This is a genomic window from Chryseobacterium luteum (assembly GCF_000737785.1).
Classification (GTDB): Bacteria; Bacteroidota; Bacteroidia; order Flavobacteriales; family Weeksellaceae; genus Chryseobacterium; species Chryseobacterium luteum.
In genome coordinates this window covers 232,722-245,527 of the sequence record NZ_JPRO01000001.1, presented here as the reverse complement: position 1 = coordinate 245,527, position 12,806 = coordinate 232,722, and the positions used below count along the sequence as shown (strand labels likewise).

The window sequence follows — 12,806 nt, the reverse complement described above, 5'->3', positions numbered from 1 at the left end:
CTTTTTTAAGAATAATTTTTTTTAAATGCATTTTGAATCCAAAAACTATTCATGAAAACGCTGATTTTTTGAAATATTATATTATTTATTTTTACAAAAAAACACCAATCATGTTAGTTAAAATTTATGGAAGCGCCATCTTCGGAGTAGCTGCGCAAACCATTACTATTGAAGTAAATGTGGACACGGGAGGAGTGGGGTATCATCTTGTCGGACTTCCCGATAATGCCATCAAAGAAAGCAGTTACAGAATCTCCGCTGCCCTGAAGAACGTGGGGTACAAAATCCCTGGTAAAAAAATTACGATTAATATGGCTCCTGCAGATCTTAGGAAAGAAGGGGCCGCTTACGACCTTTCCATTGCGATAGGGATTCTTGCTGCTTCAGATCAGATCCTTGCTGAAAATATCAATGATTATATTATTATGGGTGAACTTTCCCTTGATGGAAGCCTGCAGCCCATAAAAGGAGTGTTGCCCATAGCGATCCAGGCACGGGAAGAAGGCTTCAAAGGAATTATACTTCCTGTGCAAAACACCCGTGAAGCAGCAATTGTAGATAACCTTGAGGTTTACGGCGTCGAAAATATTAAAGAAGTAATTGATTTTTTTAACGAAGGATGTCAGTTACAAAAGAAAATGATAATTTACAATACGAAATGATAAAGTAACAAATATAGATTCTATAATTTATTCATATATAGTAAAAATGTCGTTTTTTGAGATTCAGTTTTATCTACTATCAATTGTTAAGCTGAGAGAGAATCTAATTCTAGTAAAAGCAATTGGTAAATTTTTTCTACTTCTGAGCTTCCTAATTTAAATGTATTCTCAATTAATATAAACGAGAGTAATTCTAAATCTTTAAGCTTGGAAGTTTTGTTGAAATTATTATGAATTACAGCCTGCCTTATTTTATTTAGCTCGTAAAACAATTCATTTTTAATATCATTTTTTTCAACACCTTTTTCTTCTGCAATCTTCTTTCTATATTTATCCTCCCATATATTATAAAATGTTGCAATGGTACTCCCAGCTAAAATTCTTTGATACAGTCCCTCTTCTTCTGTCTCAGATATTTCAGCTTCATTGAACCTTATGGTAATATTAAAATCTTGATCTTCTATTACGAAGTTTTTAAGCTCAGGATGATTAGATTTCCAGTCTTTATAAACATCACCTAAATTGTGCAAAGCGTAATGAGAAAACCTAAAAGCTTTATAATGGTTAATTAGCTCATTTCTAAATTCTTCAATAATATTTTTCATTATTTGTAGTTTTGAGATTCGAGTAATTTAGTAGAGTTTCAAAGGTTTATTTATATAGTTCTTCATTACGTTTTTCCCAATAATCTCGTAATTCATCTCGAGTTGTAATGATTAAGTCAATAATTTCTTTCAGAGAATCTTCAGAGAATTGAATATATTCTTGTTCCATTCCATTTTTTGAAATCTTTAAATTCACATAGGTATAACCATCGTCATCGGTATTTTCCCAATCAGCATGTACTACAAGGTTTCGTAATCTTCCACTCTCTCTGAGATCTCCTATTAACTTTTGATAACCTTCAATCTCAACATCACAAGCAAAATGGAAATCCTCACTAAATCTTTTAAATAACTCTACCTTAGTGGCATATGACATTTTATGTAATACGATTAATCCTGTTGAGTCGGATCTGTCAGTAAAAATTTCGCATATTATACTATCTAAGGATTTTTCCAGACCATTAAAATACATTACTACTAAGCCAATAAGTGGAAGAGAGCTGTCAAGATATTCTTCTGTCTTTTCCTCGTCTTCTATATTATGATATAGATGTTGTTCAAAGATTTTCTTCTTTTGTTTCATAGTATTTATAGATATTTATCAAAGGTGTGTTGTTAATACGTAATCTATTGGCGCATTTCATCGTTTTTTGAGATTTAATGTCAATTAATTTTTTTACAAGCCGATGCTATGTGAAGGTGTTTTTGCTTATAGTGTTGTTTGTTCAAAATCAAGTTTGAATTCTATGTTACCTTCTTCATTTTTGCCAAATACAGCTTCGCAAATTAATTCTGGAAAATCGGAAGTCCAAAATCCAAAACTGAGTTTTTCTCCTTCTTTAATCTCAAGTGTTTTGGCAATTTTTTCAGCCTCTTTTTGACTTAAAATTTGAAGATCTTCGAAGGAATCAGTAGTTTTTCCAATTGAAACGTTGTTAGTACTCATTATAATTATGTTTTTAATGTGAAAATTTTGTTTAATTAGTTAGAATTTTTATAGTTTTCTGAAATTATCTCTATTTATTTTATAATTAGCTGATTTTTTAAGTTGATGATTTAATTAAACGTCATAAAACATGTCTATTTCACGTTTAGCTATTGAAAGCCTATCATTAATTTCAGTCTGTAAGTCTGCTAGTAATTTTCCAACACTTTCTTGTTCACCATCAACCAATAGATTATTATATTGACTGTTAACTTCAGAAGAAAATTCTTTAGCTCTCTGTTTTAGCAAAATAATATCTTTTCTTATGTTACTAGCAAATTCAATAATTGGAATTATAGCGGGATCAAAATATATGCTACCTCGTAATTTCAATGCTTCTTCAATAAAATTCTTTAGTAATTTCTCATCGATTTCTTGCCAATCAGTTTCGGAAACAGGATTACCAAATTCATCATAACTAGACTCTATTATTTCATAATTAATCCAAATAAGCCTTAAACTTTTCCCTACGGTCAGTCAATATCCAATTACAAATAAAAGTAATCGTTTCACGAGTTGGACAAATGTCTTTTTCAAAAATATCAATTAAATTTTGTGAAATATTCACTTTCTGAATATCGGTTAACCTGTAATAATCTTTCATCGAATCATTTTTTGAGACTTAGTCTATCGGGTTTATAAATTGAAAGAATATAATCAAAAAATAATTGCATAAGTCCTCCTTCTAATCTTAAAACAAGATTATTTGTATGATTTAAAGAATTAGCTTTATCTACGCAAGAAAATACAAGATCCGAAAATAACTTTACATTAATATGAGTTGTAAACTTTTCGGGGTTAGTATCTAGTGTTTCATAAGAACCATCCCAAGTTTCTTCAGCTTCTTTGTAAATACTTGTAATTTGAGAATTATATCTAAATTTATAAAACTTTTCATTTTTTTTATCAAAAGATGTTAAACTTACATTATGAAGTAAGCCATTTCGTAATGAATAAATAATATTTATTAAATCATCATCTTCATCAACCTCTCCAAATTGTATTAAAGCTCTTTTTAATCCATTTCCAGATCTAGGTAAAGGTTGGTCATTTCTATCATAACAAATACCTATTTGATCCAAAATTGCACAAAGTGTCATGTATGGCATTAGTTGTTTGCTATATTCTAGATTTAAAGCTTGTTTTACATTTTGAATAGCAAATGATAGAGTCGATCTTACAAGATTTTTTTTTAATGTAAAATGAGAATTACTATCGCTAAGGTGAATATATGCTAATTCATTTAAATTTAACTCGTGAGTATGTTTCTCAAGAAGTTGATGTGGTGTTGTCATATTGTTGGAAATTATTTATAATTTATTTAATCCAAAAATAAGTTCATACTACGCAGTCTATTTGCGTAAATGTTATTTTTTAACTGCCATCTTCTTATTTCTTCGTTTGTATCGTTTTTTGAGACTTTATTTACATATGATCGAACGTTACCCCTGAAATTCGAAAAGAAAATCATCATTTCTACCAATTTCTGTTCTTATTTCTTTACTCAAATTAAAAATCTTTTCTAATTTAAAATCATTATGAAGAATCTCATTGTAAACATTATGAATCATACGATATTCGGTGAAAAATTTATTACCACTTGTCAATTTCTCTTCCCACTTTTCTCCAAATCCAGAATACCAATTATAAAAAAGCATTACTTGTTCATGATTTGATAATTGGGCTCTTAAAATTCTAAGATAAGTTCTTTTTTGTTCGTAACTAATTAATGACTCAGGTTGGGTAGCAATAAATTTAACAGTCAAGAATAAATGGCGATAAATATGAGATAATTCGGGAGCATGACCTATCCCAAATGAAGGAGCTGAATTAGCGATATAATTATTTAATTCAATGTATACAGACTCATGAAAACTGTCAGGAAATATTCTCTTAAGCATATTCATTTTATATAATCCATTTTGCTCATTCCATAGTCCGTAAAAGAAGATTTTATAAGCCATTGATAGCTTTTGCTTTTGTGTATAATTATTAGAATAACTTGAATGTAATAAGATTTTTTTATAAATCACTATTAACTCAATATTGAAGTTTTCAAATGTACGACGTCCTTTAATATTTATCGAATTAGTATCTATCGAACCATAATCTTTATATTCTAGTTCATTTATATTGGATTTATGCAATTTTAGCATCTCATAAAATTGTGTCTCAATTTGTTCGACTTGATTTTTTTTTCTTTGATTTAACTGATCGATATTAAATTGTTCCTTTGCTTCGTCTAATTGTTTTTTAAAAATTGAAACTTGCAATTTATTGGCCTTGTATTGCATATAGAAAGCCAATCCGGTAACAACTACCGCTGCTGAATTAATAAATGGATTAGTTATTCCTCCAATAGTATCACCTATATAGCCTGTTTCTTTCGGATCAAAAAAAGTCATAAATCCGGGTCTGGTAAATAATGGTATTGCTATTATAGATAACATTAAAAAGATAATGGCGACCAATATTAAAAAAATTACCTTTTGTGATAAATTTGTCTCATATTCATTATCCTCATTTATGAAAAATCGATTAAAGATTTCTCCACTAATTTGATAAATAAATCTAATAAAAAACAGTATAGCGAATAACAGAAAAAGTAATATACCTACATAAGTTGGCTCAAGCATAAATTAATATTTTATAATTTTTGAATATATTATTTTTAATCATTTTTTGAGATTAATTATTTGATATCATATCATCAATATATTCTGTTAACATTTGTTCTAAATCTACAATTTGAGAAGCTATTTTACTGCACGTCTTTAGATGCTTATTAGCTAAAGAATTTTTGTAGGTATTATCATATTCATCTTTTGGTATGCAGCTCACAGCTGTATCAATCTTATCTGCAAATTCTCTAATCTTTTCAGGTAGATCATCTGCTGAAATCCAATAATAAGTTAGTGCTTCAACTAATCTTTTTTTTATATCTCCTTCGTTTACTGTTAATTCATAAGTTAATTTATTAAGTCTTTCGAGAGTATAATGATAACCTGGTAAATCTTCTTTCATATCATTTTTTAAGAGTAATTTATTATTTTACTAATGAATTTTAAAGTATCAAAATTAATTGTTATTAGGTAGTTGACGACTTACTACTCTGAATACAGAGTAATTTGCTTGATCTTGAAAATATAATAAAGCTACCTCAAAATGAGTTTTTAGCAATTTCCCATTTAAGTTTTTATATTGAAATTTTAAAGAGAGCGATGGAAAATCTGTTCTTATTTTAAAACCTTGATCTTGAATATAATTATGAATCTCAAATGCTTTCATTAGCAATGATGGTACATGAAGTTCAGTTTTCTCTCCTTTATCAACAACACCTAGACCTAAAGTTTCTGATTCAAAAATCAAGAAAGATGTATTTAACCTTACATGTCGTAAATTCACGTTTATACATTTCCTACCATCAGGGCGGTCAATAATATCACTAGTTGTAATTTCTATTTCTTTATTTTTAAATTCTAATAAATGTCTTAATTCATTAAGATCAACTTTGAAAGTTACCTGATGTTCTGTAGCAAGCCCTAACCCTCTATTTTCGACTTGAAGAAAAAAGGGTTGTTCAATATGCTCATAAGGTTTAGCAGGACTTAACGGTGGACTATAAGTATAAAAATTATTTCCAACCGTAAAAGCAAATTTACTTACATCTGCAGAAAAAAAATATAAACTATTTATGATAAAAAATGGTTTGATTGGGTTATGTACTGATTCATCATGATTTCTTTTTTCTAAACCGCTAATGTTCACTGCAATAATGACAGTTATTATCAATGTTAAAAATGAAATAATAGGATTTAAAACACCACCAATATAATCGCCAAAAACTCCCCAATCAGAAGGATCTGTTGAGCGATTATATTCATAAAAATTTACTACATAGAATATTACAGGCAATATTATTGCAATCAGTGCTATTATACTTCCAATTAGAATAATCCGGGAAGATTTCATCGTTTTCAAGATTTAATTATTTTATAAAATGTAGCTTTACTTCCAATATCAAAAGCTTTCATAATTTTTTCTATTGGAAGGTTTTTACTCTCATATGAGGCTTTTACTAAAGGTGCAATGTCTTTATATTTTTCTGTCATTCCTTTTGGCCTTCCTCCATTTTTACCTCTTGCCCTTGCAGACTTCAATCCCGCATTGGTTCTCTCTATCAATACATTTCTTTCGTGCTCGGCCAGAACACAAAAAATCTGGAAAATTAATTTTCCACTAGCTGAACTTGTGTCGATGTTTTCCGAAATTGATTTAAAATGTATTCCTTTTTCGTTCAGCTCTGTTACAAACTGAATTAATCCGACTGTAGTTCTACCAATTCGATCTAATCTCCAAACAGTCAAAGTATCTCCTTTTCGTATAAAATTTATAAGTTGGTTGAGCTGTGGCTTTTCAGATTTTACACCACTAACTTTATCAACATAAATTTTTTCTATTCCAATATTTTTTAAAGCATCAGTTTGTAAATCTAAATTTTGCTCAAACTTGCTTACTCTTGCATATCCAATTAACATAAGTTCACTTTACTCATTTATAACAAATATAATGTAATTTGATTTTGTGTACAACGAAAATGTACTGAAAAAGAAATACAAAAGAGTTGTAAAGTAATTTTCAAAGAAAGTACATGAAACCGACCGTTTTACGAAACTACCTTTCTCGTGATATTTTTCTCCACTCCCAAGGACTAATCGGTTTTGCATCTATCCAAAGTCCTAATTTTTTATTTTCGGCTTCTTTTTGCATAGTTCCAAGGCTCTCACTTTTAGAAAAATAAAAATACCACCAACCCAAACCATTTTTAATTATTTCTTCAGATAAGTACTTCTCATTGTCATAATATATTTTAGCAATAGTTCTTCCATATCTATCAATATCAGTTGGAAAGTAAGTAATAAATTTTCCAAAGACTTCATTGCTTGTAAATTGTTTGGAGTTCTTTCCAAAAGGTTGTCCGCTTTCTGGACAATCAACTTCAGCCAATCTTAACGTTTTTTGTTGGTCTCCATCAAGTAGAACAACAATTGTATCACCATCCTTTATTCCAATAACCTTTGCCTTGATTTGCGAAAAAAGAAAAGTTGGAAAAGAAAGAATTATTAGAAAAACAATTCTATTTAATATCATCTTCTTTTGTATTTTTATTAAAAATACATAAATGTTACCAGAGTTTAAAAACTTTCATAGAAAAATAAAGATTCCAAAAGAAATTTCTGATCAAGTTGATAATCCTGACACTTATTGGGTGGTGACATGGCTAGGTCATAGCTACTGGAAAGATGATAGAATTCAAAGAGAGGTAATTATTACGAATATAGATAATGTACATTATTATTTTAGTGGTAAAGAAAGGCAATTCAAAGTATTCGTTCTAGAAGAACAAACATTTACTATCCAATTGGGAACATACTTTAAATACAATGGGAGATTTTTAAAAAATCCCCAATACTTGGAAAATAGTAAAGCGATAGAAAAATTTGAAAATGTTGTTTTCAATCCAAAAACAGATTACCAGACTAATTGGGTGTATAAACATTTGCAAAATACTTATATGCCTCCTTATTATAGCGAAGATGACAGAATATACTCAGGAGCACCTTACTACAGTACTGTTCACAACGGTACAACGATTATTGTACCGGGACATGTCATTTTATCTTACTTTTATTATTTATCTACTCTTACAATTTATAACATTATTTACGGTGTTTATTTTGCGGGACTACAACCAATATCAAGTTTTGACGAAAACGGGATACCTATTATTAAATACGATTCCGAATATTTACGATATGAGGAAGCCAAGAATATAGCCAAGTTTATGTTGATTAAAGAGGGGTTTAATTCTTTAGCTCATATTAAGGCTGATTTTTATATTGCATTGGAAAAATGTAAACCGGATAATCGAAAGGCTTACTTAGCTTCTAGAATTCCACATAGTGATGAAGTAAGCTTAACATTGATTGGAAAAAAAATATCTGCAAATAAGTTTTTAGCTTTTTCTATCGAGGACTTTAGCTTGAAATCTGGGGACGGCATTTTCAAATATGATAATTTTTTATTAAAAGATATTTCGGACAAATCATCATTAAATGAAGAATCTGAAGACAAGAATCCAACAACCGGTCAGGTTGATAATTTTGACGAGAATGTTGATTCAACTACAAATCCGACAAATCATAACCTGAATCCTCTGAATATTTCCGTTAATGACTCTAGAAAAAGATTCTATCAATCACCCAATGTGAAAAAGCTTGAAAAGGAGAGTCAATTAAATCATTTTCAAATGACTCAATTGCAAATTAACGAAATTGCAGAAGTTTCAGAATTAATAAAAGAACATAGTAGTAAAGATAAAGTTTCTAGAGTTAATTTTATCAGTCAAAATACGGTAGACTATATACAGGTTGTTTTTGATGCTATTAATATTTTAAAAAGTGAAGGAGCTGAAACTGAATATTTAATGATTGAGCGTTCAGACTTTGAAAATGTGAGCTATCCGCCAGTTAAAATTAAGCAAGTTGGAACACTCATTTTAGCATCTATTCTTATTAATGATTATAATTACTGTTTGATTTCAACAGTCGGCAACTATGGAAGAATGGGGCTTGTCAGACATTCTGTTAAAGGACTAAGATTTTTGTCAGATAGAGATCCTATACTTGAAATATGTTTAATAAAGATGATAAATGAATACCAATTAAATTGGTCTGAAATAAAAACAGCGCAGCAACTAACGAATATTTTTCAAGGTATGGGAGTTATTCTAGTTCATTCATTTAATCATAAAATTATCGAAAATGACCACAACAAAAGTGTTAAAAATCTTGTTGAGAGACTTAAAGAACATCTATAGATTAAACTTTTGATATACCCAAAAGGGCAATCTATTTTCGGGGTCGATATAACTTTTTGTGATTTGATAAAATTTTAGTTCTTCGTAGGTCGGATTGGATTGAAGAAATTGATTTACAACAGGCAAAATTTTTCTTCGATACTCTACCGACCAATAATGAATATGTGTTTTGTTTGGTTCTATTTCCAATTTGTATATATCAAGAATATAATTTCTAAAAGTGTTTTTTTGACGTGAAGAGCCAAGTAATAATGAGAAATGAAGTAGAGCCTCAATATAATGAAATGAGTAATTGCAAAAGGTGTTAAACCCGTTTTTTATACTACCATTAATAAACTTTTGATAGATAATTTCGCTGGAGGTAGCTTTTACTAAATCACTATCAACTGAAAGATTTTGCTTGCATTTGAAGCATTGATTTAGGAATAGTTTCTCAACAGTAGATGTATTACTCGAAGTATAAATTTTGAGAAAGTTTATTGGGGATTTGCAATGTGGACATTGATCTTTAAGCTGGGTATAACATCTTAAACAAATGACTGAGGTGACCAACCTCCATTTGGTTTTATAATAAAGTTGGTACTTTAAGCATGAAGAACAATATTGAATTCCGGTATTAATCCCAATTTTTCGATTTGAAACACCCAAAGGAAGTACGTTTGAAATATAGCTCTTTTTTTCTTGAAAGTCTTTAAATGCAAACAGATTCAATTCGTTTAAAAATAGTCTTCTAACCTTATTTTTTGGAAATAAGGTATGGTTAATTATAAAATTCATTAGATGATTGTTTTCGAACAAGTCTAAATCTCTTCTTAGTGGTGGTGCTTTATCTTCGAGATAATTCTGCAAAAAGGTATGTGGTTTTAATCCATATTCAACCGACATTCTACACAGCCATGACGTGAACAATTCATCATGCTTGGGCTTAAGCATTATGGGAAGAACATTCTTTTTCAGAGATGAAATATAAACCATTAAGAAATGAATTTTTTCTTTCTGTCTTCAGGAGAAATATAATCAATGCTATTTAAGATCTCTTTTGTTATTTTTTCCTTACCGCTTTTAATTGCTTCAATACTACTTAATTCAAGTATTTTGGCAATTTCTCCGATGAGTCCATCACTCAGTGAGAGTATTTTATTTGACATGGAAGGCTCTATCAAAAGAGATTCTTCTTTTAGTGGAAGTAAGGCTTCGAAACTCACGAGTAGTCTTTTTAGCTCAATATCATTATTCCATCGAGGTAAAATTCTTGGATCAAATCTATTGGCGAGTTGTTGGTCAGATTGAATAGCATTGAAAGCCAATTTTGTTCCCGCACAAACCAAACAAATCTGTAGATCATTTGACAAATGCTTAATCACATTCAAAAACTTTCTTTGCTTAGATGGAGAGCCTGCTAAGACGTGATGTATTTCATCAATTATTAAGACTTTAGTTTTAAGGTTAAGTAATAGTTTCTTAACTCTTAAATATCTACTATCAAGCTTTTCTGAAGTTCGATATGGGGCGTAGAGCACTTCCAAAATGGCATTGTAAAACCGCCGTTCATCAGGTTCGGGAGGAGCTTGTACTAGAACGACAGGACTAATAACCCTTATATCTTCGTCAACATAGGATAAATTTTTTTGTTTAAACTTATCGAGAATTGCAGTTTTGCCATTGTTTGAATCTCCTACAAGTAAAATGTTGGGCATCCGAACAGTTTTTGGATAGACCAATAGTTCTTCCAATTTATTCATAATTTTAGAAGCTTGAGTATAGCCAATCCATTTGCTGTTTCTACAAGAATGAATTCTGTCTTCAATTGTAGCGGACTCTACAAATTCTTTTGTTTTATCTGTTAAATGTTTCATCGTCCAAGTCTTCAAAAGGTAAAATAATTTCATCATTTCCACTCTGAGAATCAATCACCATATCAGGAATTTCAGAAAATGAACCACTTAATAAGCTTTTGTCTTTTTTAATGTTTCTTCTTTTTATGGCAGTTTGTTTCACATTTTTTTGTTCAAGATAATTTAATTCCCGGTAAGCTTCAAAGATTTTTTCTTCAGATACATAAACATTTGCATCTTTAATTTTTTTGATGATATCACGATACTCCCAAATTGACATTGGGGGATAAGAAGAGTTCCGATAAGGAATATCGAAATAGGTATTTGTTTTGGGATCAAGAAAATAAACAACACTTATATCTCGAGGGTCTCGTTTAAAAATGTATTTTTTACTTTCATTATTGTTAGCTGTATGAATATATTGTCTTAATACATCATCATAATAATAAATGTGATCGATAACGATTCCATATTCTTGTACTGATCTTTCAAAGAAAGGCATGAAGTCAAGTTTTGTTCTGCGGTAATCATTTATTCTTGGAGAAATGCCCCTTCCTATTACATTATTATTTCCTAAAATGCCTTCCTTGTATTTTTCCAGAGGAGACATTCCCAATGAGCTGTGTTTCCGTTGATGATAGATTTTCGTTATAAAAATTAATAGCCACTTCTCAAACTCATCAAGAGTAAATGAAGAGTTCTTTTCGGATTGATATTGTTTTCTTTCAGCTTCTGAAGAAAAAGTTGTCCCAGGAAGATTGTGTATTTCTTTTGCAAATGTTCCTAGTATTCGCTCAATATGACCTCCCCAATGTGGAGTAGCAACGGGTCTGAATTGCAGAGATATGCCATAGTTATGGCATGCTTTTTTTAGCATGTTTCCGTGAAATTCCTTTGCATTATCAACATGTATTGTGTCCATAATACCCCAGCAAGGCCAATCCGAACTAATACCATGTTTTTCGAGCCACAATTCTTTCGGTAATATAGAATTGGCAATACACATTCCAGTTCCTAATGCCCCCGGTGGTTCGAAAGACAAATAAAATCCAACGACCATTCTGCTATACACATCTAAAGCAACAGTTATCCAAGGTCTTTTATATGGTTTACGGTCAAATCCGTCAACTAAAATAATATCCACTCTTGTATGGTCAATTTGGACAACAGAAAGAGGGTGGGTTGCTCCGTTGTAATGTCCCTTTAGTGGTTCAAACTTGTACCTTGCTTCTTTAACGCCTAATCTCTTTCTTAATTTTTCTTCCTCAGATATTGATTTTACCCTTGACCGAATAGTATTAGGATGTGGGCATATAATTCCCAACTTACTACACTCTAACTGAATTTCTCTGATTAGTTTAGTAACCGATTTACGTGATTGGTTAAGATAAACGGAATTAATTTTATTGTTAATGATTTCTTCTTGTGCGTTAGTTAATCTACTTTTTCCTGCTCCTCCGGTTTTCTTTTTTCCAGCTAACGATGAAACTAAACCAGATTCATCAAAAAGTTTTAACCATCGGTAAATTGTAGGAATGCTGATTTTATTGTTTGTTGCAACTACGTTAATTACATCTAAATTTCCTCTATTAGACAGAATCGGAACAATAATTTCGTAACGTTTTTTCGCTTTTTCCCATTCGGCATCAGTAAGTATCTCCAATAAATCAGTTTTTATCGAAGTTTTTGCTTGTAACTCATGTACAGATACTGTATGGGGAATATTAGAATATACTTCTTCTATACTAACTGTATTTATATCTACAATTTTAGTAATAATACATTCTACCTCATTGTAGTAAACCTTTTCTCCTTTGGTGATATAAACTCTCTCCATAA

The 12,806-nt window shown here is 30.3% G+C and carries 15 protein-coding genes and 1 pseudogene; 2 read left to right on the top strand and 14 right to left on the bottom strand.

Annotated features, from left to right (window positions below; all coding sequences use genetic code 11):
• Nucleotides 1-110: 110 nt before the first annotated feature.
• Nucleotides 111-632: pseudogene (locus tag IX38_RS01055) on the top strand (magnesium chelatase domain-containing protein); the annotation flags it as partial.
• A gap of 116 nt (nucleotides 633-748) precedes the next feature.
• Here the strand turns inward: IX38_RS01055 and IX38_RS01050 are convergent.
• The 11 genes from IX38_RS01050 to IX38_RS01005 form a co-directional block, all read right to left on the bottom strand.
• Entirely contained in the window at nucleotides 749-1,267 is a 519-nt protein-coding gene (locus IX38_RS01050; protein WP_034701002.1) for a hypothetical protein, read from the bottom strand.
• Nucleotides 1,268-1,313: 46 nt separating this feature from the next.
• Nucleotides 1,314-1,850 carry a hypothetical protein gene (locus IX38_RS01045; protein WP_034701001.1) on the bottom strand — a complete coding sequence of 179 codons (537 nt, stop codon included), beginning with the start codon at nucleotides 1,848-1,850 and terminating at the stop codon, nucleotides 1,314-1,316.
• Nucleotides 1,851-1,976: 126 nt separating this feature from the next.
• Entirely contained in the window at nucleotides 1,977-2,213 is a 237-nt protein-coding gene (locus tag IX38_RS01040) for a hypothetical protein (RefSeq protein ID WP_034701000.1), read from the bottom strand.
• A 114-nt stretch (nucleotides 2,214-2,327) separates the two neighbouring features.
• The gene (locus tag IX38_RS01035) at nucleotides 2,328-2,585 is read right to left on the bottom strand and encodes a hypothetical protein (RefSeq protein WP_034700999.1); all 258 of its coding nucleotides are present in this window, start codon (nucleotides 2,583-2,585) and stop codon (nucleotides 2,328-2,330) included.
• Nucleotides 2,586-2,691: 106 nt separating this feature from the next.
• Nucleotides 2,692-2,856 carry a hypothetical protein gene (locus tag IX38_RS22810; protein ID WP_165570684.1) on the bottom strand — a complete coding sequence of 55 codons (165 nt, stop codon included), beginning with the start codon at nucleotides 2,854-2,856 and terminating at the stop codon, nucleotides 2,692-2,694.
• Nucleotides 2,857-2,860: 4 nt separating this feature from the next.
• A complete protein-coding gene (locus tag IX38_RS01030) occupies nucleotides 2,861-3,547 on the bottom strand; it encodes a hypothetical protein (RefSeq protein WP_034700998.1) in 687 nt (228 codons plus the stop codon).
• Nucleotides 3,548-3,694: 147 nt separating this feature from the next.
• Nucleotides 3,695-4,888, bottom strand: a complete 1,194-nt coding sequence (locus IX38_RS01025; RefSeq protein ID WP_034700997.1) for a putative phage abortive infection protein — start codon at nucleotides 4,886-4,888, stop codon at nucleotides 3,695-3,697.
• 52 nt (nucleotides 4,889-4,940) lie between these two features.
• Nucleotides 4,941-5,276, bottom strand: coding sequence for a hypothetical protein (locus IX38_RS01020; RefSeq protein ID WP_034700996.1), 336 nt, complete (start codon nucleotides 5,274-5,276; stop codon nucleotides 4,941-4,943).
• A gap of 54 nt (nucleotides 5,277-5,330) precedes the next feature.
• A complete protein-coding gene (locus IX38_RS01015; protein ID WP_131368627.1) occupies nucleotides 5,331-6,233 on the bottom strand; it encodes a hypothetical protein in 903 nt (300 codons plus the stop codon).
• Nucleotides 6,230-6,790: a recombinase family protein gene (locus IX38_RS01010; RefSeq protein ID WP_034700994.1), complete on the bottom strand. Its 561-nt coding sequence runs from the start codon at nucleotides 6,788-6,790 to the stop codon at nucleotides 6,230-6,232. The genes IX38_RS01015 and IX38_RS01010 overlap by 4 nt, the downstream gene beginning before the upstream one ends.
• Nucleotides 6,791-6,926: 136 nt before the next feature.
• Complete coding sequence (locus IX38_RS01005; protein ID WP_034700993.1) at nucleotides 6,927-7,403, bottom strand: thermonuclease family protein; 477 nt, start codon at nucleotides 7,401-7,403, stop codon at nucleotides 6,927-6,929.
• 31 nt (nucleotides 7,404-7,434) lie between these two features.
• On the opposite strand from IX38_RS01005, the gene IX38_RS01000 reads away from it, so the two are divergent.
• Nucleotides 7,435-9,132 carry a hypothetical protein gene (locus tag IX38_RS01000; protein WP_034700992.1) on the top strand — a complete coding sequence of 566 codons (1,698 nt, stop codon included), beginning with the start codon at nucleotides 7,435-7,437 and terminating at the stop codon, nucleotides 9,130-9,132.
• Here the strand turns inward: IX38_RS01000 and IX38_RS23425 are convergent.
• Genes IX38_RS23425 through IX38_RS00985 form a run of 3 tightly spaced genes read right to left on the bottom strand, consistent with a single transcriptional unit; the run spans nucleotide 9,127 to nucleotide 12,804 of the window.
• A complete protein-coding gene (locus IX38_RS23425) occupies nucleotides 9,127-10,065 on the bottom strand; it encodes a TniQ family protein (protein WP_394331174.1) in 939 nt (312 codons plus the stop codon). The two genes, IX38_RS01000 and IX38_RS23425, sit on opposite strands and share 6 nt — an antisense overlap.
• A 41-nt stretch (nucleotides 10,066-10,106) precedes the next feature.
• Nucleotides 10,107-10,988 (bottom strand): TniB family NTP-binding protein, encoded by an 882-nt coding sequence (locus tag IX38_RS00990; RefSeq protein WP_034700990.1) that lies wholly within the window; start codon nucleotides 10,986-10,988, stop codon nucleotides 10,107-10,109.
• Entirely contained in the window at nucleotides 10,969-12,804 is a 1,836-nt protein-coding gene (locus tag IX38_RS00985) for a Mu transposase C-terminal domain-containing protein (protein ID WP_034700989.1), read from the bottom strand. Before IX38_RS00985 ends, IX38_RS00990 begins: the two co-directional genes overlap by 20 nt.
• Nucleotides 12,805-12,806 lie beyond the last annotated feature (2 nt).